The 22,661-nt window shown below is 63.3% G+C and carries 24 protein-coding genes and 1 pseudogene; 18 read left to right on the top strand and 7 right to left on the bottom strand.

The window, feature by feature from the left end; translation table 11 throughout:
* The 6 genes and pseudogenes from E8F20_RS16860 to E8F20_RS16885 form a co-directional block, all read left to right on the top strand.
* Positions 1-1,437 (top strand): mannose-1-phosphate guanylyltransferase/mannose-6-phosphate isomerase, encoded by a 1,437-nt coding sequence (locus E8F20_RS16860; protein ID WP_280284744.1) that lies wholly within the window; start codon positions 1-3, stop codon positions 1,435-1,437.
* Entirely contained in the window at positions 1,438-2,235 is a 798-nt protein-coding gene (locus tag E8F20_RS16865) for an ABC transporter permease (protein ID WP_280284745.1), read from the top strand.
* The gene (locus tag E8F20_RS16870) at positions 2,235-3,497 is read left to right on the top strand and encodes an ABC transporter ATP-binding protein (protein WP_280284746.1); all 1,263 of its coding nucleotides are present in this window, start codon (positions 2,235-2,237) and stop codon (positions 3,495-3,497) included. The genes E8F20_RS16865 and E8F20_RS16870 overlap by 1 nt, the downstream gene beginning before the upstream one ends.
* Positions 3,494-4,882 carry a glycosyltransferase family 1 protein gene (locus E8F20_RS16875; RefSeq protein WP_280284747.1) on the top strand — a complete coding sequence of 463 codons (1,389 nt, stop codon included), beginning with the start codon at positions 3,494-3,496 and terminating at the stop codon, positions 4,880-4,882. Before E8F20_RS16870 ends, E8F20_RS16875 begins: the two co-directional genes overlap by 4 nt.
* A gap of 174 nt (positions 4,883-5,056) precedes the next feature.
* Positions 5,057-5,182 (top strand): hypothetical protein, encoded by a 126-nt coding sequence (locus E8F20_RS16880; RefSeq protein ID WP_280284748.1) that lies wholly within the window; start codon positions 5,057-5,059, stop codon positions 5,180-5,182.
* An 85-nt stretch (positions 5,183-5,267) separates the two neighbouring features.
* A pseudogene (locus E8F20_RS16885) lies at positions 5,268-5,771 on the top strand (glycosyltransferase); the annotation flags it as partial.
* A 43-nt stretch (positions 5,772-5,814) separates the two neighbouring features.
* On the opposite strand, the gene E8F20_RS16890 reads toward E8F20_RS16885, so the two are convergent.
* Positions 5,815-6,939: an endonuclease/exonuclease/phosphatase family protein gene (locus E8F20_RS16890; RefSeq protein ID WP_280284749.1), complete on the bottom strand. Its 1,125-nt coding sequence runs from the start codon at positions 6,937-6,939 to the stop codon at positions 5,815-5,817.
* Positions 6,940-6,988: 49 nt separating this feature from the next.
* Here E8F20_RS16890 and E8F20_RS16895 point away from each other — a divergent pair, with 49 nt between their 5' ends.
* Both E8F20_RS16895 and E8F20_RS16900 read left to right on the top strand, forming a co-directional pair.
* The gene (locus E8F20_RS16895; RefSeq protein ID WP_081668109.1) at positions 6,989-7,237 is read left to right on the top strand and encodes a CDGSH iron-sulfur domain-containing protein; all 249 of its coding nucleotides are present in this window, start codon (positions 6,989-6,991) and stop codon (positions 7,235-7,237) included.
* Positions 7,238-7,250: 13 nt separating this feature from the next.
* On the top strand, positions 7,251-8,054 hold the full coding sequence (locus E8F20_RS16900; RefSeq protein WP_280284750.1) for a transporter substrate-binding domain-containing protein: 804 nt from the start codon (positions 7,251-7,253) through the stop codon (positions 8,052-8,054).
* Here the strand turns inward: E8F20_RS16900 and E8F20_RS16905 are convergent.
* The 5 genes from E8F20_RS16905 to E8F20_RS16925 form a co-directional block, all read right to left on the bottom strand.
* Positions 8,048-8,485: a VOC family protein gene (locus E8F20_RS16905; protein WP_280284751.1), complete on the bottom strand. Its 438-nt coding sequence runs from the start codon at positions 8,483-8,485 to the stop codon at positions 8,048-8,050. The genes E8F20_RS16900 and E8F20_RS16905 overlap by 7 nt on opposite strands.
* Before the next feature lie 122 nt (positions 8,486-8,607).
* A complete protein-coding gene (locus E8F20_RS16910; RefSeq protein WP_280284752.1) occupies positions 8,608-9,270 on the bottom strand; it encodes a YciC family protein in 663 nt (220 codons plus the stop codon).
* Between the two features lie 75 nt (positions 9,271-9,345).
* On the bottom strand, positions 9,346-9,825 hold the full coding sequence (locus E8F20_RS16915) for a YbaK/EbsC family protein (protein WP_280284753.1): 480 nt from the start codon (positions 9,823-9,825) through the stop codon (positions 9,346-9,348).
* 43 nt (positions 9,826-9,868) lie between these two features.
* The gene (locus tag E8F20_RS16920; RefSeq protein WP_280284755.1) at positions 9,869-10,594 is read right to left on the bottom strand and encodes a hypothetical protein; all 726 of its coding nucleotides are present in this window, start codon (positions 10,592-10,594) and stop codon (positions 9,869-9,871) included.
* 163 nt (positions 10,595-10,757) lie between these two features.
* Complete coding sequence (locus E8F20_RS16925; protein ID WP_280284756.1) at positions 10,758-11,324, bottom strand: cysteine hydrolase family protein; 567 nt, start codon at positions 11,322-11,324, stop codon at positions 10,758-10,760.
* A gap of 39 nt (positions 11,325-11,363) precedes the next feature.
* On the opposite strand from E8F20_RS16925, the gene E8F20_RS16930 reads away from it, so the two are divergent.
* A complete protein-coding gene (locus E8F20_RS16930) occupies positions 11,364-11,888 on the top strand; it encodes an NYN domain-containing protein (protein WP_280284860.1) in 525 nt (174 codons plus the stop codon).
* 25 nt (positions 11,889-11,913) lie between these two features.
* Complete coding sequence (locus E8F20_RS16935) at positions 11,914-12,525, top strand: 3'-5' exonuclease (protein ID WP_280284758.1); 612 nt, start codon at positions 11,914-11,916, stop codon at positions 12,523-12,525.
* Positions 12,526-12,541: 16 nt separating this feature from the next.
* Here E8F20_RS16935 and E8F20_RS16940 read toward each other — a convergent pair whose 3' ends face one another.
* Positions 12,542-13,018: an Lrp/AsnC family transcriptional regulator gene (locus E8F20_RS16940; RefSeq protein WP_028629693.1), complete on the bottom strand. Its 477-nt coding sequence runs from the start codon at positions 13,016-13,018 to the stop codon at positions 12,542-12,544.
* A gap of 161 nt (positions 13,019-13,179) precedes the next feature.
* Between E8F20_RS16940 and yedA the strand changes: the two genes are divergently transcribed.
* From yedA to E8F20_RS16980, 8 genes are all read left to right on the top strand, one after another.
* Positions 13,180-14,097, top strand: a complete 918-nt coding sequence (yedA, locus tag E8F20_RS16945; protein ID WP_280284759.1) for a drug/metabolite exporter YedA — start codon at positions 13,180-13,182, stop codon at positions 14,095-14,097.
* Positions 14,098-14,158: 61 nt separating this feature from the next.
* Positions 14,159-15,487: a DEAD/DEAH box helicase gene (locus E8F20_RS16950; protein WP_028629691.1), complete on the top strand. Its 1,329-nt coding sequence runs from the start codon at positions 14,159-14,161 to the stop codon at positions 15,485-15,487.
* Between the two features lie 208 nt (positions 15,488-15,695).
* Positions 15,696-16,520, top strand: a complete 825-nt coding sequence (locus tag E8F20_RS16955) for a helix-turn-helix transcriptional regulator (protein WP_280284760.1) — start codon at positions 15,696-15,698, stop codon at positions 16,518-16,520.
* Positions 16,521-16,919: 399 nt separating this feature from the next.
* Positions 16,920-18,038, top strand: coding sequence for an ABC transporter ATP-binding protein (locus tag E8F20_RS16960; RefSeq protein WP_280284761.1), 1,119 nt, complete (start codon positions 16,920-16,922; stop codon positions 18,036-18,038).
* Positions 18,039-18,093: 55 nt separating this feature from the next.
* On the top strand, positions 18,094-19,239 hold the full coding sequence (locus E8F20_RS16965) for a spermidine/putrescine ABC transporter substrate-binding protein (RefSeq protein WP_280284763.1): 1,146 nt from the start codon (positions 18,094-18,096) through the stop codon (positions 19,237-19,239).
* 97 nt (positions 19,240-19,336) lie between these two features.
* Complete coding sequence (locus tag E8F20_RS16970; protein WP_280284764.1) at positions 19,337-20,248, top strand: ABC transporter permease; 912 nt, start codon at positions 19,337-19,339, stop codon at positions 20,246-20,248.
* Positions 20,248-21,060 (top strand): ABC transporter permease, encoded by an 813-nt coding sequence (locus tag E8F20_RS16975; RefSeq protein ID WP_137821021.1) that lies wholly within the window; start codon positions 20,248-20,250, stop codon positions 21,058-21,060. Before E8F20_RS16970 ends, E8F20_RS16975 begins: the two co-directional genes overlap by 1 nt.
* 19 nt (positions 21,061-21,079) lie before the next feature.
* Positions 21,080-22,549 (top strand): aldehyde dehydrogenase family protein, encoded by a 1,470-nt coding sequence (locus tag E8F20_RS16980; protein ID WP_280284765.1) that lies wholly within the window; start codon positions 21,080-21,082, stop codon positions 22,547-22,549.
* Positions 22,550-22,661: the final 112 nt, after the last annotated feature.

Genomic DNA, 22,661 nt, shown 5'->3' on the forward strand with positions numbered 1-22,661 from the left:
ATGCTGATTCCCGTCATTCTTTCCGGCGGCGCTGGCACGCGCCTGTGGCCGGTATCTCGCGAAGGTCAGCCGAAGCCCTTCATGGTGCTTCCAGATGGCCAGACGCTTCTGCACAAGACCTACCATCGAGCCGCCGGTCTACTGAGGGAGGGCGGTGACATCGTCACGGTGACCAACCGTGACTACTACTTCCAGAGCAAGGATCACTTCCAGGCGGCTCGCCTCAGCCAGCGTGGGCATTTCGTCCTCGAGCCTGTCGGACGCAACACCGCGCCAGCGATCGCCATGGCCGCGTTGACCCTTCGCGAGCGCCATGACGACACGGCTGTCCTAGTGGTGATGCCGGCCGACCATCTGATCCGCGACACCAGCAGCTTTGGCCGCGCCGTGGAGCATGCGGCGGCGCTGGCGGCTGAAGGCTACCTGGTCACCTTCGGCGTGGTACCGACCGCGCCGGAGACCGGTTTCGGCTATATCGAAAAAGGCGAGGCCATCGACGAGCGGGGCGGTTCCATGGTCCAGCGATTCGTCGAAAAGCCTGATCTGGAAACGGCGAGGCACTTCCTCGAAAGCGGGCGTTTCCTGTGGAATTCCGGGATGTTCTGCTTCAGCGTCGGAACCCTGCTGGGTGAACTGGAACGTCATGCACCAGAGCTGCTGGCCCGCGCGGTCGACTGCCTGCACGCCAGCGCCAGCGACGAGCTGGGCTGCATCCTCCAGCAGGAACTCAATGCCGAGCATTTCGCAGCTTTACCGGATATTTCCATCGACTATGCGCTGATGGAACGCTCCGACCGGGTGGCGGTCATCCCGGCAGCGTTCGACTGGAGCGACATCGGTTCCTGGGGCGCGCTCAGCGCCCTGGTTGAACCGGACGAACAGAACAACCGGGCGGCTGGCAACGCGATCTTCGTCGATTCACGCGGCACCTACGTGCAGAGCGACCAGCGGCTGGTGGCCACGGTCGGGGTCAGTGACCTGATTGTGATCGACACCGCTGACGCCATCCTGGTCGCCCATGCCGACCACGCTCAGGATGTCCGCAAGGTGGTCAAGCAGCTGAAGGATAGCGAGCACGAGGCCTACCGTCTGCATCGCACGGTTGCCCGGCCCTGGGGCACCTACACCGTGTTGGAGGAAGGCCCTCGCTTCAAGATCAAGCGGATCGTGGTCAAGCCGGGGGCCTCCCTGTCGCTGCAGATGCACCATCACCGCAGCGAGCACTGGATCGTGGTTCGGGGCATGGCCAAGGTCACCACGGGCGAAGACACGCACCTGGTCAATAGCAATGAGTCCACCTACATCCCGGCCGGGCACAAGCACCGCCTGGAGAATCCGGGGGTTATCGACCTGGTGATGATCGAAGTGCAGAGCGGTGAGTACCTGGGGGAGGACGACATCGTCCGCTTCGAGGATATGTATGGCAGGGCCCGCTAGATGATGTTCGAAGTGATCCGTTCAGTCTGGAACTATCGGGGATTCATCGTTGGCAGCGTCATGAGGGAGTTCCAGGCGCGCTACCGCAACTCATTGCTCGGTGCGTTGTGGACGGTACTCAACCCGCTGGCGATGATCGTCGTCTACACCGTGATCTTTTCCCAGGTCATGCGTGCGCGCCTGCCAGGACTGGACGACGGCTTGGCCTACAGCGTGTATCTCTGCGCCGGCCTGCTGACCTGGGGGCTGTTCGGCGAGATCACCACGCGTAGCCTGACGATGTTCCTGGACAACGCCAACCTGCTGAAGAAACTGAGTTTCCCGCGGATTTGCCTGCCACTGATCGTGCTGCTCAATGCATGCGTGAACTTTGCAATCATCCTGGCGCTGTTTCTCGGCTTCCTGCTCATCACTGGACGCTGGCCGGGCATCGCACTGCTGACATTGCCGGTGTTGCTGCTACTTCAACTGCTGTTCGCTGCCGGGCTGGGCATGGTACTCGGCGTACTCAACGTGTTCTTCCGCGACGTTGGCCAGTTCTTCGGCATCGGCCTGCAGTTCTGGTTCTGGCTGACCCCCATCGTCTATCCATTATCGATACTGCCGGAGTCGATCCAGCGGCTGGTGTTCCTCAATCCGATGACGGCGCTCATGCAGGCTTACCAGGAATTGTTCCTCAAGGGCGCCTGGCCGAACTGGGCGAGCCTGATGCCGCTCTGTGTCATCAGTCTGCTGCTGTGCGCCGCTGGCCTCGCCTTGTTCCGCGGGCGGTCCGGTGAAATGGTGGATGAACTCTGATGGGCAAGATCTGCGTCAATGGCCTGGGCAAGGCCTACAAGCATTACCCGACGCGCTGGTCGCGCCTGCGCGAATGGCTGTGGCCGTTCTCGGGACCGCGGCACTCGCTTCACTGGATCCTGCAAGGGGTGGAGTTCGAGATCAGCCCGGGGGAGGCCGTCGGTATTGTCGGCGTCAACGGTGCCGGCAAGAGCACCCTGCTGAAGATGATCGCCGGGACCACGCAACCGACCACCGGTGACATCCGGATCGAAGGCCGCGTGGCGGCCCTGCTCGAACTGGGCATGGGGTTCCACCCGGAATTCACCGGTCGGCAGAACGTCTTCATGGCCGGCCAGTTGCTGGGTCTGACCGTGGAGGAGATCCAGGCCATGATGCCGGAAGTCGAACAGTTCGCCGAGATAGGCGACGCCATCGACCAGCCGGTGCGCACCTACTCAAGCGGCATGCAGATGCGCCTGGCGTTCAGTGTCGCCACGGCGCGCCGCCCTGATGTGCTGATCGTGGACGAGGCGCTGTCGGTAGGTGATGCCTACTTCCAGCACAAGAGCTTTGAACGCATTCGCAGCTTCCGCCGCGCCGGTACCACCTTGCTGATCGTTTCCCACGACCGCAGCGCGATCCAGTCGATCTGTGATCGCGCCGTGTTGCTCAATGAGGGGCGAGTCGCCATGCAGGGCCATCCGGAAGCGGTGATGGATTACTACAACGCACTGCTCGCCGAACGCGAGCGCGTCACGGTGCGCCAGGAAATGCTGGCCGACGGTAATGTCCGCACCATCTCCGGCAGCGGCGAGGCGGGTATCGCTGATGTTCGTCTGCTTGACGAGCAGGGCCAGCCACTGGAAGTGGTCGAGGTCGGGCAACTGGTCGAGCTGGAAGTGAAGGTAGAGATCCGCCAGCCGGTCGAGCGCCTGGTGCTCGGGTTCATGATCAAGGACCGTTTCGGCCAGCCGATGTACGGGATCAATACGCACCGGGTCGATCAGCCACTGGACGGCCTGGTGGCCGGCGAGCGGATCACCTACCGCTTCGCCTTCCCCATGCGGCTGGGCAAGGGCAACTACTCCGTGGCGTTCTGCCTGTCGCGCCTGGACTCGCACCTAGACCGGAACTACGAGTGGCGCGACTACGGCCTGGTGTTCCACGTCATCAACCTGCGCCAGGAGGATTTCGTCGGCTGTTCCTGGCTGGAAGCGCGAACCAGTATCAGTCGTTCGGCCAGCGCTTCTCCTGTTTCCGTTCCAGAGGGCCTTTCATGAGTCGTCTGCTCGTCGAATGCACTTATGTGTTCGAACACCCCCATATGAACTCGGGCATCCAACGGGTCGTGCGCAATGTGATCCGACAACTCGAGCACATTCACAAAGATGTCGAGTGCGTTCCTGTCGTATTCCTGCAGGGGCGGATGCATCGGGTGCTCAGCCTGGCTCCCCTGCCGGGGAGAGGGCTTCCCTGGCACACGCGCATGAGTGTGACTCTGGAGCAAGCGCGCCTGGATTTCTGGATGTGGCATGCGCGCCTGGACCGCTGCTGGCCGATGACGCGCTCGCACAATGCGCGCCGTGTGCTTTTCGTGCTCAGCAAGCTGGCCAGCCTTGGGATTACCTTGCCGCTGCGCGTTGCCAATTTCTTCAGTCGTCGGCATCAAGCTCCCCAACGCTCGGTTCCTCTGGAAATCCAACCCGGTGACCAACTGTTGCTGCTCGACTCGTCCTGGCACGCGGATTTCTTTCCAATTGCCGAACGCCTAAAGGCTAAGGGCGTGGGCATCATTTCAGTGATTTACGACCTGATCCCGCTGACCCACCCACAGTTCTGCGATAACAACCTGGTCAAGGTGTTCGATCGCTGGTTCGACTGGATTGCCGAAATGGCAGACGGCTTTATCTGCATTTCCACCACGATTCGCGACCAGGTGCGCGCGGAGATCGAGCGCCGTCGCGGCGCCGAGTGGGTCGAGATGCTCTGGTTCGAGCACTTCTACCTGGGTTCGGAACTCGATCTGGCCAGCAAGCGCTCGGAGCTCGATCCGGCGTTGTTAGCGATGTTCGCTGACGGTAACCCGGTGTACCTCATGGTCAGCACCATCGAACCACGCAAGAACCATGTGTACCTGCTGGATGCGTTCGAGAGGCTGTGGGCAAATGGGGCTGCGGCGCGGCTGTGCATCATCGGGCGGGTGGGCTGGAAGTGCGACGATCTGATGGAGCGAATTCGCAAGCATCCCGAGCGGAACAGGCGCTTGTTCATGTTCAACGAACTCAATGATCACGGCCTGGAACATGCCTACGCGCATGCGCGCGCATTGGTGTTCCCGTCCTACGTCGAAGGTTTTGGTCTGCCCCTGGTGGAAGCCATGCAACGGCAGTTGCCGGTCATGGCCAGCGACATTCCTGTGTTTCGTGAGATCGGCGGGGATTTCGTCGCCTACTTCGATCTGGACCGGTCCGCAAGTCTGGCCGAACTGGTCGAGCGCTTCGAGAGCAGTGGCACCTTCCCGGCGCAGCGCAGTGTCACCGACTGGACCTGGATTGGTTGGCGAGAGGCCAGTGCGCAGCTGATATCACGCGTCGTTGCGGCGTTGCGTCGCCCGGTGCGAGCTCAGTCACCGGTGGTGGAAGTCGAACATGCGGATTGCCCATAGCATCAGCATCCCGCAACCGCCGCGCACGGAGGTCAACCAGTACGTCGCGGGGCTGGCCTGGGTCCTTGCGGGCCGCTCGGCCTGACCTCAACCTGAAGTTGTTCCGCCGCCGGGGCGGCTGGAACCTATGCCGAGCTGTGCAATGCCGAGGGCACGAGCGAGGCGATCTCGTGGTTGCTCGAAGACCATATGCAATGGCAGCGGTTGAGTGCCCTGGGCATCCGTCGGGCCAAGAACTTCACCTGGCAGCGTTGTGTGGACATCACCGTCGCGACCTACCATCAGGCCGTGAGGGGCTGAATGCGCGTACTGCATTTCTTCAAAACGTACCTGCCGGTTTCTCGCGCAAGCCGACTGGATAGTCGCTGCATCGCCGAATTAACTCGGCACCGGCTATCCCGTCGTAATCGTGGGCGCTGGGCCGTTGGAGAAGCAGCTGAAAGCCCAGGCGGCGGCCCTGGGGGTAGAACATCACGTGCGCTTCGTCGGGCGCGTGAACGAGGAAGACAAGGTTGCCCTGTTGCAGCTGTCGCGGGCGATCGTCTTCCCATCCCATTTGCGCTCCGAAGCTTTCGGCATCTCGCTGCTCGAAGGTGCGATGTACGGTAAGCCGATGATTTCCAGCGAAATAGGCACAGGAACCAGTTACATCAATGCCGCCGGCGTAACCGGTCTGGTCGTGCCACCCAGTGACCCTCAGGCGTTCCGCACAGCCATGACCCGGCTCTGGGAGAACCCTGCCGAGGTGGCTGCGATGGGGGGGCAGGCCGAGGCGCGTTATCGAGAGCTCTTCACGGCCGAGGAGATGGGCCGGCGCTGGGCAAAACTGTATCGGGAAGTGCTCGCCCGCGGGGCGTCAGCTTCTCCAGAGGGCTGCCTCGTAGAGTGATCAGCGACCACTGGCGGCTTCGGCGGACGACCTCCGCACCACCTCAATGCACCGACGGCAGAAAGAACCTGGCCATCAGCGGTAAATGATCGGATATCCGCAGGGTATCGTCTTGGCGTACTCGTGCTTCGATGCGGGTCAAGCTGGGGCTGTGGAAGACGTAGTCCAGCGTACGGTCCGGCCCTTTCACCCCGGGGTCGTTGGGGTAATGGGTGTACCACTGCGTTTGCCATGCGCCGCCGGCTTCCTCGATGTTGGGAATCATCGGGTACTGGTCCCATAGCGCTTTCAGTTCGCTGTCGCGGGTGTAGCGGCGTCGCTGGGTTTCGGACAGGCGTTCGTACTGGCCTGGGGGGAGTTGATTGAAGTCACCTGTGAGGATCCAGGGCAGGCCCGTGCTCTGTAACTGGTCGAGCAAACCTCGGGTCATGGCGAGCTGACGTTTCAGGGTTTTCTGGTCCTCGGGCAGGGCATCCAGGTGCGTGTTGATCGCCGCCAGGCGGCCACCGCCGCGTATCGGCAGGTAGCTCACCAGCAGGGCCCGCTTCTTGTCGAACTGGCGGCTGACCGGATCGTTCTCCTCCAGCGGTAGTTGCAGGCGTTCGGCGCTCTCGATGCGGAAGCGGCTCAGGGTCGCCAGCTTCATGCCGACACTGCCGAGTATGTGGGGATGCGGCACGAAGGCGGCCTTCCAGTAGAAGGCCTGGCTGGCGCAGGGGTAGAGGTCCGCCAGGCGCTCGTGGAGCAGGGCCAACTGGTCCTGGTAGTCGGTGGCGCGGGCGCCTTCGTGCAGTTCCTGGAGATTGACGATATCCGGCTGCTCTTCGCGTATCACCCGCACGACCTCGTCCAGGCTGTAGGCCAGGTCTTCGGGCGTGGGGCGCTCGTCCCGGCCTTTGTCGTCCGGGAGGTCGTAGTAGAAGACGTAGCGCTTGCCAGCCAGGTATTGCAGGTTCCAGGTCATCACCTTGAGTGCCTGGCCGGGCTGCAGTTGTGGCGCTTCGGCCAAGCAGGCCAGTGGCGCAGGTTCGCGGGCCGCGGGATGCCACGTCAGTGCAAAGATCAGGGCGACCAGGCCAATGACTAGGACCGACAGGCTGAGCAGGGCAAAACGCAGGACTCGGGGCATCGGCAAGAGCAGGCATCTATGCTGGAAGAGGGCGAGCATACCCGAGCCGCCGCTGCGGCCCAAGCCAGACACGCCCGGGAGGATTGCCGTGAGCAGCGAAGTGCGTATCGCCCAAAAGGGCCCCTACGAGGTGGAGGTGGTCGCTGGTCGGGATTACTTCTGGTGTCGCTGTGGTCGAAGCCAGCAACAGCCATTTTGTGATGGGTCTCACAAGGGTAGTGGCCTGGTGCCACTCAAATTCCATGCAGAGGTCAGCGAAACCCTGTATTTCTGTGGCTGCAAACACAGCCACACACCGCCTTGCTGCGATGGCACTCATAACGAACTGCAAGACTGATCCGGGAGCCAGCATGCAGCTGGGAGTAGTCCTCTGGTCATTCCTGGCCTTTATCTCCAAAGCGCGGCGTCGCCGACTCTGGCTGGCGGGCGTGCTACTGCTTCCCGGCCTGGCAAACGCAGACGACCAGGCACCGTTGCGGGTGATGACCGACTACTGGCCTCCCTTTCGCATTGCGGGAGAAGGGGGGGCATTGCGCGGCCTGGACATGGACCTGCTGGCCGAACTGGAACGCCGTACCGGGCTGCGCTTCGAAGTACAGCGTGCGCCCTGGTCGCGGGGGCTGGCTGCCCTGGAGCGGGGGTCGGCGGATCTGATGACCGGGCTTGCCCGGACGCCAGAGCGCGAGCGTTATATCGATTATCTGGAGCGCCCGTACTTCACCTGCGCGCCGCGCTTCTACAGCCTGCCGGAGTTGGCCCAGACCATCACCGGCTATCCGCAGCTGGGCCAATACGACATCGGTTTCGTGCGGGGCTCGGCCTACTTCGAACCCTTCGACTCCGACAAGGCCTTGCGCAAGGTCGGGGTCGGCAGTGAAGGGCAGTTGCTGGACATGCTGCGTCACAAACGACTGCAGTTGGTGATCGGCACCGACTGCCAGGTGGACTATGAATTGCTGCGCGACCCGGCCCTGGCGGGGCGCATCGTCAAACTGGCTTATCGGCCACCGGCACGCACCGAACTTTTCCTCGGCTTCTCGCGCCAGCGGTCTTTGCTGCCCCAGCGCCAGGCCATTGCCGAGGCCTTGGGGAAGATGATCGATGAAGGTTGGGTGCTGGGCGCCGCGCAACGCTATCGCCCCGGCGCTCAGTGAGCGTGGGGTTCGATGTACAGCTCGTAGCCCTGATCCAGGTCCATGTCCCAGAAGGTCGCTTCGATCTTGTGGCCGTCCAGGTCGCGGACGAAACAGCCATAGTAGGGATCGCCGTATTCCGGACGCGGACCGGGTTCACCGTCGCCCTTGCCGCCGGCATCCAGCGCTGCTTCGAAGAAAGCCAGCACGGCCTCCTTGCTAGGGGCGAAGAAGCCAATGTGGGCACCATTGCCAACGCTGGCCGGGCGGCCGTCCACGGGTGTCTGCACCCAGAACTCGGGGAACTCGCGGCCGTAGGCCACGGCGCCGGGGTGCTCCATGATGCGTCTGCAGTCCAGGGTGGCCAGCACCTTGTCGTAGAAGGCGACGGCGCGCTCGAAGTCGTTGGTGCCCACCGAGATGTGGGACAGGATGCTGGGGTTTTCAGCCATGGGGATCCTCCTTGAGTGGCTTGAAAAGACTAGCAGCCTGGCAAAAAACTACTGCACTCGGCCATGCGTTGTTGAAATCAGCCGACGCTCGCTACGTAGTTCAATCGTCTTTCGGGCAGCGATCACTGCTCGGTCGCCTGCTCCGTCACCAGCGTGAACATCCGGTACAGGGTGATGCTGACAAACAGCTGGAAGAAGCTATTGAAGCTTTCAAGCATCACGGTGCCCACCGGGTCCGGGTTGTCCCCGAGTTCGCGATAGGCGAACCAGTCCACCATCCAGATCGGTCCCATCACCAGCAGCACGCAGGCGAGGATGCTCCAGAAATGTCCCCGGGTCAGGGCGAAGCTTTCCTTGATGGCGTCCAGCGGAGCCTTGCCCTCCAGCACCAGCAGGTATTCGGCGAACGCCAGTTTGATCATCACGTAGAGGCCGGGAATGATCAGCATCCAGGCCCCGACCATGATCAGCAGCGTGCTGATGGCAGCCAGCACGGCAAAGGAGGGCCAGCGGAACAGCGCCATCTCCAGCACCTGCCGGGGTTTGAGCCGGATGCGGTGGCTGCGGCTGTCGACGAAAATGATCAGCGCGCCGACGTAGAGCGGGTAGAACAGCATGCTGAGGATGATCGAGGCGCCCTGGGACTTGTCCGGGCCAAGCCAGGCGATCAGCCCTTGTTGGGCGATGGCTTCGATAAGAATGGTCGGCAGGCAGAGCAGGACGATCTCGCCGACGTTGCGGGAGAAGAAGTACCAGGTGTCGCGCAGCAGCTCGAAAGGATTCATCAGCGGGCAGTCACATCTAGCGGCAGTCAGTCTTGGGCACTTTAGCCCAAGCTACGGCTGCCTCCAAAGGCATCCTCAGCTGGAACGATAGTTCAGCACCCGATTGGGGAGGGTTGGCAGCAGGCGTGCAAGGTCGGCGGTGGTAACCTCCAGCGTACGTTCTGGCGGGCCGGGCGAAAAGAGCAGGTATTCGTGTTGGAGGATAGCGTCGTCGAAGACCAGCGTAATCGACGCGGCATGCCCCAGCGGACAGGCGCACTGCGGCACGCAGCCGGTCAGGGCCACCAGCTCCTCGTCGCTGGCGATGCTCGGACGCGCACCCAGCACTGCCTTGAGTTGGACCCAGTCGGCCCGCGCGTTCTCCAGCGTTACCAGCATGGCGTAGCCGCCGCCTTTCAGGCGCAGGAACAGGCTCTTGCTCTCCACCCCGCGCAGGTCGAAGCGCTGGCGCACCGCATGAGCGGTGGGGTAGTCGAGCACGGCTTCGTGACTGACCTCCCGGTAGGGGATGGCGAGATCGTCGAGCAGGGCCAGATTGCGGGCGTGAAGCGACATCGGAGTTCCGGATGATGGGAAACAGGAGCGCCATGATAGCCGTTCAGGGTGGGCTCAGATCATCCAGCCCGGCCTCATGCAGAACCTGCTGCTCGATTTGTTGCAGGCGACCTGTTTTCGCCATGTGCCGCAGCACCTCCTCCAGGCGAACGGCCAGGTCGCGATGGCGTGGGTTGAGATAGTGGTGCATGGAGAACCGCTCAAGCACCGGATACAGCGGCTGGATACCGCGCATACCGCCCTGGCGCAGGATGCACATGCCCGAATAGTAATCCTCTAAATGCACGTCAACCCGCCCCCCGGCCAGTTTGCGCATGCCGTTCTCCACCCCGTTGGACGGTGACATGCGCACGCCTTTCAGTCGCAGCTCCAGCGCCGCCTTGCCGCGTTCGAAACCCACCAGGTAGGGCTTGAGGCTGGACCAGCCGTGCAGTGGCAGCGGGCGATTGGCGAAGGCCACGGTGTAGGTCTCGAACAACGGAGTGCGGATCAGCAGCAGGTCGTTGCGCTGCTCGGCGACCAGGCTAGTGCGGCACAGTTCGCCATCGTTCAGGCCGCGCTCGGCGTATTGTAAGGCGCGGGCGGCGGGTGCGGCGCGCGTCTCGATGCGGATGCCGAGCTCCGCGTAGGCTTCCACCAATATGCGTTTGCAGATCTGAAACAGGGGCAGGCCCTGGTCGGGGAAGGCGCTGAACACCAGGCGCGCCTCGGCATGACAAGGGGCAGACAGGAGCAGCAGGGCAAGCAGGCAGCATCCATGAGCGCGCATTGCACAATCGCCTTTGGCACGGCCTGCGGCTGGAGTGACTGCCAGACGGCGCCGCCTGCCATGGCGGGCGCCTTGCTCCCTGCAACAGACCCATGCGGTGGGTCTCGGCGTCTTCCCCGTTCTCGAAGCTCGCGGGGGTAGCTGAAACTATAGACGTCCGCTCTCAAGGCGTCGGCCAGGTCGCCAGCAGTTCGTCAGCGAACAGCACCTGGGCGTACTCGCCATGCAGGTTGGCCATGGCCATGTCATGCACTTCTTCGGCGCTGCGCGGGCGGCCGGCGAAGTCAGATTTGGCGAAGGTGTAGCAGGCGTCTGTCACTACCCGTGTGGTGAAGCCCAGGTTTCCGGCGCTGCGGGCGGTGGCTTCTACCGAGTTCTCGCTGGCGACGCCGACGATCACCAACGCATCGATGCCGCGTACTCGCAACCAGTGTTCCAGGCCGCTGTTGATAAAGGCGTCGGGGACGTTCTTTTCCAGCACCTGCTCGTGATCCAGAGGTGTGAACTCTGGCTGGAACAGGGCGCCGGGTTGGCCGGGGGCAAAGACCGAATTCGGCTCGCGAGAGATGTGGCGGATGTGCACCAGCGGCCAGCCGGCCTTGCGCCACTGTGCCAGCAAAGCTGCCATGTGGGTTTCTGCAACGGGGTTATTGCGTGGTTTGTCCAGGCGGCGAATACCCCGCTGCTGATCGATGATCAGCAGGGCACCTGGCGACTTCTGCAAGGTCATATCCACTTTCTATTCCCTGAGGCTGGCATACTGGCGAAAATCTACCCTTATCCAGCCGCCGCCAGCCAGCCGCGAGGAGCCGCGTTGAAGAAAATCGCAGTATTCGCCGACGTGCAGAACCTCTACTACACGGTGCGTCATGTCTACGGCTGCCACTTCCACTACAGCGCCTTCTGGCAGAGCGTCAGTGCCGAGGGGGCCATAGTCGAAGCCAGCGCCTACGCCATCGACCGGGGCGACCCCAAGCAACAGCAGTTCCAGCAAATCCTGCGCAACCTGGGCTTCAACGTGAAGCTCAAACCCTTCATCCAGCGCAGCGACGGTTCGGCGAAAGGCGACTGGGACGTCGGCATTACCATTGATGTGCTCGATGCCGCTCCCCGCGTGGATCTGGTGGTGTTGGCCTCGGGCGACGGCGATTTCGACCTGTTGCTGGAGCGAGTGGCCCAAGCCCATGGCGTGGAAACCCTGGTCTACGGCGTGCCCGGCCTCACTGCACAATCGCTGATCCGTGCCGCGAGTCGCTACCAGCCCATCGAAGGCAACCTGCTGTTGCGGAACTGAAACCCGCCCCAAACTGGACATTCTTGTGGACCCCATCGCCGTCATCGACTTCGAGACTACCGGCATCACGCCGGGCAACGACTGCCGCGCCACCGAGATAGGTGTGGTCATCCTGGAGGGCGGACGTATCGTCGATCGCTACCAGAGCCTGATGAACGCCGGCATACCGGTGCCTGCCTTCATCCAGGGCCTGACCGGGATCACCACTGCCATGCTGCGCGACGCGCCGCCGGTGGAGCAGGTAATGGGCGAGGCCGCCGACTTCATCGGTGACCTGCCGCTGCTGGCGCACAACGCCTCTTTCGACCAGAAGTTCTGGGATTTCGAGTTGGCCCGCATCGGCCGTTCACGTCGGCAGGCGTTTGCCTGTTCCCTGCTGCTTGCGCGACGCCTGTTGCCGGAAGCACCCAACCATAAACTCGGCACGCTCAATGCCTGGGCGGGCCTTCCCAACACCGGCAAGGCCCACCGTGCACTGGCCGACGCCGAGATGGCCGCCAACCTTACCTTGCACCTGGCCGGGCGCCTGCGCGACAGGCACGGGATCAATGAGGTCTCGCACACGCTGTTCTGCAGCCTGCAGAAAGTGCCGGCCGCGAAAATGCCCGAAGCGCTCAGACGGCATCGGGAGGGTTGAGAGCCCCTCAGGGCGCTCAGCCTTTCACCGTTCGCAGGGTTTCGACCTTACCGCGCTCCTGAAGCACCCCGGGAATCCTCTGCTCGAAGGGCGTCGAGAGAATCAGCGACGTCTTGGTCGCGCCGAATTTGCCGATCTGGTCGATCAGGTCCTGCAGCTCCGGCATCGAGGCCACGGCGGCCTTGATCAGCAGGCAGGCATCGCCGGTGACCCGGTGGCAGAGGTTCAGCTGGGGGATCTTCTCCAGGGCTTCCTGGGTGCGCTTGTAGTCGCGGTCGGTGATGCGCAGTTCGATCACGCATTCGATGGGCAGGCCCACCTTCGCCAGGTCGACACTGGCGTGGTAGCCGGTGATGACGCCGCTGGCTTCCAGCTTGGCAACCCGGTCCGCCACAGCCGGCGGCGACAAGTTGACCCGGCGGGCCAGGTCGGCGAAGGATGCTCGGCCATTCTCGATGAGTGCCGCCAACAGCAGTCGGTCGTACTTGTCCACGGGACCTCCGGATTCGGCTTCTGTCGAATCAACGGCAGAAGATTATGAAATCAGTTCTTTCCAAGGTTTCAGGCGCCATGAATAAGGCTTTCGTCCTTATTTCTCTCGTATCGCCTTACTTAGAATAGACACCTCATTCCTGCCGTTGTCGAGTTCCGATCATGCCTGCGCGCCGTTTTCCGCTCTTGCTCATTGGGGCCTTCCTCGCTCTTTACCTGATCTGGGGCTCCACCTATCTCGCGATCCGCATCGGCGTCGAATCCTGGCCGCCGTTGCTGATGGCGGGCATCCGCTTCGTGGTCGCAGGCGCGTTGATGTACGGCTTCCTGCGATGGCGCGGAGTGCCCAACCCGAGCTGGCAGGAATGGAAGTCCGCTGCAGCGATTGGCTTTTTGTTGCTCAGCTGCGGCAATGGCGGCGTGACCCTGGCCGAGGATCTGGGCGTGGCGTCGGGTGTCGCTGCGCTGGCCGTGGCCACGGTGCCGCTGTTCGCACTGCTGTTCGGCCTGATCTGGGGTCAGCGCACCACGCGCCTGGAGTGGGCCGGCATCTTCCTGGGGCTGACCGGCATCGGCCTGCTCAACCTCGGCTCCAACCTCCAGGCCAGTCCCCTCGGCGCCGTCCTGATCATCTTCGCGGCGGCGGCCTGGTCCTTCGGCTCCATGTGGAGCAAGAACCTCAAGTTGCCCGCCGGCCCCATGGCCAGTGCCGTGGAAATGCTCGCCGGCGGCGTCGCTCTGCTGGCCGGTAGCCTGCTCAGCGGCGAACGCATGGTCAGTGCGCCCACTGCCGCCGGTTGGGGGGCGTTGGCCTACCTGATCGTGTTCGGCTCCATCATCGCCTTCAGCTCCTACCTCTACCTGCTCAAAAACGTGCGCCCGGCAGCGGCTACCAGCTACGCCTATGTCAATCCGGTGGTGGCGGTGTTGCTGGGTATCGGCTTTGCGGGTGAAACCATCGGCATCGAGGAAGCCTTGGCCATGCTGGTGATCATCAGCGCGGTGGTGCTGATCGGGCTGCCGCAATGGCGCGAGCGCAACGAGGAGAAGGCCGAAGGGCTGCAAGAGCAGACCAGTTGATCCCGAAGGGCTGGGGCGGCCTGCTAGAATTGCGCCTTTTCCGCACACTATGGCTGCCCCAATGACCTTCGCTTCCCTCGGCCTGATCGAACCCTTGCTGCGCGCCACCGAGGCGCTCGGCTACCAGACCCCATCGCCGGTGCAGGCCGAGGCGATTCCCGCCGTCCTCAAAGGGCGCGACTTGATGGCTGCGGCCCAGACCGGCACCGGCAAGACCGCCGGCTTCGCCCTGCCGCTACTGCAAAAGCTGACCCAGGAAGGCCCGCAAGTGGCCAGCAACTCAGTGCGCGCCCTGGTGCTGGTGCCCACCCGCGAGCTGGCGGAGCAGGTCAACGAAAGCTTCCGCGTCTACGGCCAGCACCTGCCGCTGCGCAACTACGCGGTCTACGGCGGCGTCAGCATCAATCCGCAGATGATGAAGCTGCGCAAGGGCATCGACGTCCTCGTCGCCACCCCCGGCCGGCTGCTCGACCTCTATCGGCAGAATGCGGTGAAGTTCAACCAGCTCCAGGTGCTGGTGTTGGACGAGGCCGACCGCATGCTCGACCTCGGCTTCGCCCGTGAGCTGGACGAACTTTTCGTCGCGCTGCCTAAACGCCGCCAGACCCTGCTGTTCTCTGCCACCTTCTCCGATGCCATCCGCCAGATGGCCCGCGAGCTGCTGCGCGACCCACTGTCCGTCGAAGTCAGCCCACGCAATGCTGCCGCCAAGAGCGTGCGCCAGTGGCTGATCCCGGTGGACAAGAAGCGCAAGAGTGAGCTGTTCCTGCACCTGCTTGAGGATCGTCGCTGGGGGCAGGTGCTGGTCTTCGCCAAGACCCGCAAGGGGGTCGATCAACTGGTGGACGAGCTCCAGGCGCATGGCGTCTCCGCCGACGCCATCCATGGCGACAAGCCGCAGCCCTCTCGACTGCGCGCACTGCAGCGGTTCAAGGACAGCGAAGTGCAGGTGCTGGTGGCTACCGATGTGGCGGCCCGCGGCCTGGACATCGACGATCTGCCGCTGGTGGTCAACTTCGACCTGCCCATCGTCGCCGAGGACTACGTGCATCGCATCGGCCGTACCGGTCGCGCTGGCGCCACCGGCGAGGCGGTGTCCCTGGTCTGCGCCGACGAAGTGCAACTGCTGGCGGCCATCGAAGTGCTGACACGCCAGACCCTGCAGCGCCGCGATGAGCCGGATTTCATCCCCGATCACCGGGTACCGATGACTGACGCCACCGGCCAGGTAGTGAAGAAGCCAAAGAAACCGAAGAAGCCTAAGGAACCTCAGGCAGGTGCCGGCAAAGCGGTCAAGGGCGCGTCCCTGGGGCGCTGGATCGACAGCGAAAAACCCAAGGTCAAGTCGGTGCGCAAGGCCCCGGGCTTCGGTAAGGCCAAGAAGGGCTGAACGCCACCCCGAGCGTCACTCGAATGTGGTGAAGGGTGACGCCTTATGGCGCTGTGGGAACCGCAATGGGGCAGGGCGATGAACGTCCAGTCCCGTAACAGAGGGCCTGGTTGGGCTTTCAGGATATTGGCTCACTTCCTGCATTTCTGTGCGAAATGCTGAACGCCTATAGTGATTGAAGCGCAGCCCAACCTCAGGCATTTCCCACATGCGCCACAAGGAACTCAAACACTGGACCACCGGTGTCGCCCACCTGCTGGCCCAACCGGCAGGCCGGGCACGTTTGCTCGGCCTCAGCCAGTGGCTGCAGCAGGTCTGCCATGTCGATCATTTCGTGCTCTTCGTCTACGAAGGCAATCACCGGCCCTTGGCGCTATTCGACACCTTCCCACCGGACAAGCGCCATGTGTACGTCGAGGACTACCAGGTTGGTCCCTACCTGCTCGATCCTTTCTACCTCGCCTGCACCCGCAACCAGGCACCTGGCCTCTGGCGCCTGCGCCAGTTCGCCCCGGACCACTTCTATCTCGGCGAGTACTACGTCACCTACTACCAGCAGACGGGCCTGACCGAGGAGATCGCCTTCTTCGTCGACCTGGCCGACGGTGCCAAGGCGGTGTTCTCGCTGATGCGCAGCACCTGCAGCCCGGCCTACAGCCGTGACGAGATGCAACTGCTGGACTGTGCCCAGCCCGTGGTCGAACAGGTAGTCAACGAAGCCTGGGAACTGGCCCGTGCCCATGCGCCGCGCCCCGCACAGGACCTGGACTACAAGATCCGCGAAGCTTTCGATCAGTTCGGCGCCCATGTGCTGACGGCGCGTGAGCAGGAAGTGGTGCAGATGCTGCTGCGCGGCCACTCCAGCGCTTCGGTGGCCGAGCATTTGTGCATAAGCCCGGGGACGGTGAAGATCCACCGCAAGAACATCTACGCCAAGCTCGGCATTGGTAGCCAGTCGGAACTGCTGGGCCTGTTCGTGCGTGATCTTGCCGGCCAGCGGGATGAGCCAGAAGCGCTGCAAAAGGCGGTTTAGGCTTATCGCTGTTGGCGATTAACAGGCGCTGATCAATAACCGAGCAGCCTGCGCGAAACCAGTCGCCACGGGCCTCCGCCGCGGCTACCCACGACTTATCCACAATCATTTGCACAGAATTTGTGGGCAGTGAGATGGATATCCAGGCTGCTGCGACTGGACATTCTGTGTAGGGGCGAATGAATTGGCCCCTTCGGATCAAGCGCTGCTCAAAAACCAAGCACTTGCTTCAAGCCCTTGCGGCAAGCGAGCTGTAGCCGGTCATCCATAACTTATCCACATGCTGCTCCACAGTTTCTGTGGAGGGCGCGCCTATCCCCGGAGGGATATATACAGCCGAAAACCGCCATTGCTAGCGTGTGGCCATATGCCAAGAACACCTGCAAAAAGGGGCCGGCCGTGAGTGATGCAAGCGAGTGCTTCGATATCGAGTTCCGCCATGTGGTCAAGCGCTATGGCGCGGTTGCGGCGGTGAACGGCCTGAACTTCAAGGTGCGGCGTGGTTCCTTTCATTCCTTCCTCGGCAGTTCCGGTTGCGGCAAGACCACCACCCTGCGGATGATCGCCGGCTTCGAGCAGCCCAGCGAAGGCGAAGTGCTGTTGGCCGGGCGTTCGGTGGCCGGGGTGCCGGCGCACCAGCGGCCGGTGAACATGGTGTTCCAGAGTTATGCACTGTTCCCGCACCTCTCGGTGGCGGAAAACATTGCCTACGGCCTGCGCTACCACCAGCCGCGCCCGGACCGTGCAGAGCAACGGCGCCTGGCCGATGAAGCATTGGAAATGGTGCGCCTCTCCGGCTTTGGCCAACGCAAGCCCCATGAACTGTCTGGCGGCCAGCAGCAACGGGTCGCCCTGGCCCGCGCCCTGGTGAATAAGCCCACGGTGCTGTTGCTGGACGAACCCTTGGCCGCGCTGGACCGCAAGCTGCGCAAGGAGATGCAGTCCGAACTGCTGCGCCTGCAGCGCGAGGTCGGCATCACCTTCGTACTGGTCACCCATGATCAGGAAGAGGCGTTGTCCATGAGCGACAGCATCAGCGTCATGCAGGATGGCCAGATTCTCCAGAGCGCCAGCCCCGAGCAGCTCTACGAAACGCCTGCGACTCGCTACGTGGCCGACTTCATTGGCGAATCCAACCTGTTCGACGGCACCGTGCGGCGCATCGAGGGTGGCCGCGTGCTGCTCGAAACCACCCATGGTCTGCAACTGGCCAGCCCGCCGACCCCAACCGGGCCTGTCCTGAAGGCGTCCGAGCCTGGCTGCATCGCGGTGCGCCCGGAACTGATCGCCATCGGCGCTGGCGAAGTGGCGCTGTCCCGGGAGATCAGCCTGCCCGGCCAGGTGGTGGACCGCATCTACCTCGGCAATCTCACCGAGTACCGCGTGCGTACCGAGCCGTTCGGCATCGTCTGCGTGCGCGTGCCACGCCATGGGCAGCACGAGCGCTCGGCCTTCGAACATGGGTCGCCGGTACGCATTGGCTGGGATCAGGCCGCCGGCCTCGCAATGACCCTGTAACGACGCAGTACGGAACGGACAAGAACAACCAACCACTCACAGGCAGGTAGCAGCAATGGATCGGAAAGACTTCATCAAGCAACTGCGCAGTTGGCAAAACGGCTCCATCAGCCGTCGCGAGTTCCTCGGCCGTACCGGCCTGGGCCTGGCCATGGCGGTCATGGCCGCCAACATGCCGGGGCTGCTCACCGGCAACCGGGCCTTCGCCGCCGAGAAGGGCTCCCTCGGCGATCGCGTGGTGCTTGCCACCTGGCCGAACTATCACAATGCCGAGAACTTCGCCGCCTTCGCCGAAAAGACCGGCGCTCAGGTGCAGATGAATGTCTTTGGCTCCAACGAAGAGATGCTCGCCAAGCTCCAGGCCGGCGGCAGCGGCTGGGACGTCTTCGTGCCTACCAACTACACCATCAGCACCTACGCCGAGTTGGGCCTGATCGAACCCCTGGATCTGTCGCGCATCCCCAACTTCGATCCGGCCTCCTATGAAAAGCGCTTCATGGAGCAGGGCGTGATTAACGGCAAGACCTACGCCGTGCCGAAGAACTGGGGCACCACCGGATTCGTCTACGACAGCGGGAAGATCAAGGCCAGGCCCACCACCTGGAAGGAGTTCTGGGAACTGAGCAAAGGCGAGGCCACTGGCCGGGTGATGGTCCACGACTACCAGCTCACCGTCATCGGCAACGCGCTGAAGTCCTTCGGCTACAGCTTCAACTCGATCGATCCGAAGGAGCTGGCCGACGCCGAGAAGCTGCTGCTGGAGGTCAAGCCGCACCTCTTCGCCATCAACTCCGACTACCAGCCCTCCATGCGCAATGGCGATGCCTGGATGTCCATGTGCTGGACCGGCGATGCCTCCCAGCTGCACCGCGACATGCCGCAGATGACGTACGTGCTGGGGCGCGAGGGTGGCGAACTGTGGAGCGACTTCTTCGCCATTCCGAAGAGCGCCGAGCGGCCGGATGCGGCCTATGCGCTGATCAACTACCTGCTCGACCCGCAGGTGAACAAGCTCGAAGTGGAAGCCCACGGCTACCCAACCGGCGACAAACGGGTGGATGCGCTGTTGCCCAAGTCCATGCTCGAAGACCCGATCATGTATCCGGCCGCCGACCTGCTCAGTGCCTTGGAATTCGGTGCCGCAGCCACCCTGACCAGCCCGGCACGGGCGGAACTGATGGCGCGCTTCAAGGCAGCCTGATGCAGGACGTTGTAGGAGCGAGCTTGTTAGCGAAACTGCGTTCGCAAGCAAGCTCGCTCCTACAGTGGACGTCTCCATGAATCGCAAGGAATCCTCCATGAATGTCGCCCTCGGCGCTCCAGCGCTGGCCGATACGGGTCGGGCCGCGCCAGTCGAAAGCCGCAGCCTGGGCCGGCGCGTCACGCTGCTCCTGTTGCTGCCCTCCACCCTGTGGTTCCTCCTGCTGCTCCTGCTGCCGCTGGTGATCATCCTGGTCTTCAGCCTGGGCGAGCGGAGCCCGGTGGGTGGCTACAGCGCGGCGCTGACCCTGGACAACTACCTGAACCTGGGTTCGCGGGCGAAGGCCTTCTACAACACCCTGCTGCTGGCGCCATTGGGCACCCTGGTGTGCCTGGTAGCGGCTTACCCGCTGGCCTACTTCCTGGCCGTGAAGGTGCAGCGCAACCGCTCGCTGTTGCTGACCCTGGTGATAGTGCCGTTCTGGACCAGCTTCCTGATTCGTACCTATGCCTGGATCTTCATCCTTGGCGGCAAGGGTATCCCGGCGCTGCTGGCGATGGTCGGGCTGGAAGATGTGCGGCTGATCAATTCACCGACCGCGGTGCTGATCGGCATCGTCTACGGCTACCTGCCGCTGATGGTGTTCCCCATCTACGTCAGCCTGGAGAAGCTGGACAAACGCTTGCTGGAAGCTTCGTCCGATCTCGGCGCCAGCGCCTTCGAAACCTTCCGGCGGGTGACCCTGCCGCTCTCCGCCCCCGGCGTCATCACCGGCGCGATGCTGGTGTTCATCCTGCTCATGGGCGAGTTCCTGATTCCGGCCATCCTTGGCGGCGGCAAGGTGTTCTTCGTCGGCAACGCCCTGGTCGACCTCTTTCTGCAATCGCGCAATTGGCCGTTCGGCAGCGCGGTGGCCATGACCTTGGTGGCGATGATGCTGGCGATCATCGCCCTCTACCTGAAGCTGGTGGCGCGCTACGGCAAGCGCGGCACGGAGGGGATGCTCTGATGTGGCTGCGCAGCTATTCCACCTCGCTGTACCTGTTCCTCTACGCGCCGATTGCGCTGATCGTGCTGTTCTCCTTCAACGCCGGGCGCAGCGGACTGGCCTTCGAATGCTGCTCGGCGCAGTGGTTCGGCCGTGCCTTCGGTAACCCCTTCATCATGGAAGCCCTGGGCACCAGCGCGCTGATCGCTTTCTGCTCGGCGCTGATCGCCACGGTGTTCGGCACCCTCGCGGTCTTTGGCCTGCAGCGGGTGGGTAGGCGCGTGCGGCTGTTTTTCGATGCACTGACCTACTGCGCCATCATCATCCCTGGCATCGTCATCGGCATCGCCACCCTGATCGCCTTCATCAGCCTGTTCGAGGTGGTCAATCCGCTGCTCGACCTGTTGCTGGGCACCGGCTTGCCGCGCCTGCGCATGGGGTTGTTCACGGTGATCGCTGCGCACTCGCTGTTCACCATGGCGCTGGTGATGGTGATCGTCCGCACCCGCGTCGAAGCTCTGGACAAGGCTCTGCTGGAAGCCTCCGCGGACCTCTATGCGCCGCCCCTGGAAACCTTTCGCCGGGTGACCCTGCCGCAGATCGCCCCCGCCATCCTTGCCGGCTTCCTGCTGGCGTTCACCTTCAGCTTCGACGATTTCATCATCGCCTTCTTCGTCGCCGGCTCGGAAACCACCCTGCCGATCTACATCTTCTCGTCGATCCGCCGGGGCATCACCCCGGAGATCAATGCCATTTCGACGGTGATCATCTGCGTCTCCCTGGCGCTGCTGTTCACCTCCCGCTACCTGCAGAACCGTCGCAGCGGCGCCTGAGCGCCCATGGAGCAAAGCCATGCGTGACCAGCTGTACATCAACGGGCAATGGGTCCGTCCCGATCTGGGCGGCTATTTCGAAGTGCTGGACCCCAGCAGTGGCGACCTGATCCAGCGGGTGCCGGCGGCCACCGAGGAAGATATCGACCATGCCGTACATGCCGCTCGCCAGGCCTTCAATCGGGGCTGGGGTCAGAACAGCGGGGCAGAGCGTGCCGGTTGGCTGGAAGCCCTGGCCGATGAGCTGGAATGTCGCCAGGACGCCCTGGCAGTTCTGGAAGTACGCGATAACGGCAAGCCGCTGCCGGAGGCGCAATGGGACATCGCCGACGCCATCGGCTGCTTCCGCTACTACGCCGAACTGGCGCGGGAGCTGGATGGCCGCCAGGACCAACCGCTGGCGCTGCCGGATGACCGCTTCAGCTGCCGCATCCGTTACGAACCGGTGGGCGTCGCCGGGCAGATCATCCCCTGGAACTATCCGCTACTGATGGCCGCCTGGAAGGTCGCCCCGGCCCTGGCGGCGGGCGCTACCTGCGTGCTCAAACCGTCGGAGATGACGCCGCTGACCGCGCTGGAACTGGCCGGCGCCGCCGAGCGTATCGGCTTGCCCTCCGGTGTGCTCAATGTGGTCACGGGCCTTGGCAGCGAAGCTGGCGGGCCTCTCAGCCAGCATCCGGGTGTGGACAAGCTGGCCTTCACCGGCAGCGTGCCGACGGGGACGAAAATCATGTCGGCCGCCGCCGTCGACATCAAGAACATCAGCCTGGAGCTGGGCGGCAAGTCGGCCTTCATCGTCTTCGACGACGCCGACGTGAACGCCGCGGTGGAATGGATCATGTTCGGCATCTTCTGGAACCAGGGGCAGGTGTGCAGCGCCACCTCGCGTCTGCTGGTGCAGGAGGGCATCGCCCCTCGACTGATCGAGCGCCTGGTGGAAGAGACCCGGCGCATCGCCATCGGCCCCGGCCTGGAACGCGGCGTCTTGCTGGGGCCGCTGGTGAGCGCCGGGCAATACCAGAAGGTCATGGGCATGATCGAACAGGGCAAGCAGGAGGCCAATCTGCTGACCGGTGGCAAGCGCCCCCCGCACCTGTCCCATGGCTATTTCGTCGAGCCGGCGGTGTTCGATGAGCCGGCGGACAGCAGCCGAATCTGGCGTGAGGAAATCTTCGGGCCGGTGCTCTGCGTGAAACGCTTCAAGACCGAGGCGGACGCCTTGCGCATGGCCAACGACAGCCGCTTCGGCCTGGCCGCTGCGGTCATGAGCACCGACCTGGACCGTGCCGCGCGGGTGGCCAACGGCCTGCGTGCCGGCATCGTCTGGGTCAACTGCTCGCAACCCACCTTCACCCAGGCGCCCTGGGGCGGCATGAAACAAAGCGGTATCGGCCGCGAGCTGGGCCGCTGGGGGCTGGAGAACTACCTGGAGGTCAAGCAGGTCACCGAGTACACAAGCGCCGAGCCGTGGGGGTGGTACATCAAATAGAGGGCTTCTCCTGTGGGGGCGAATTCATTCGCTAAGGGCAGCGCAGCTGCCCCTATTGGCTTCGGCAGGGCAGGCCTGCGGCCTGCATAGCGATTGAAATCGCCCCCACAAA

This window comes from Pseudomonas sp. BN415 (assembly GCF_029871195.1).
Lineage (GTDB): Bacteria > Pseudomonadota > Gammaproteobacteria > Pseudomonadales > Pseudomonadaceae > Metapseudomonas > Metapseudomonas resinovorans.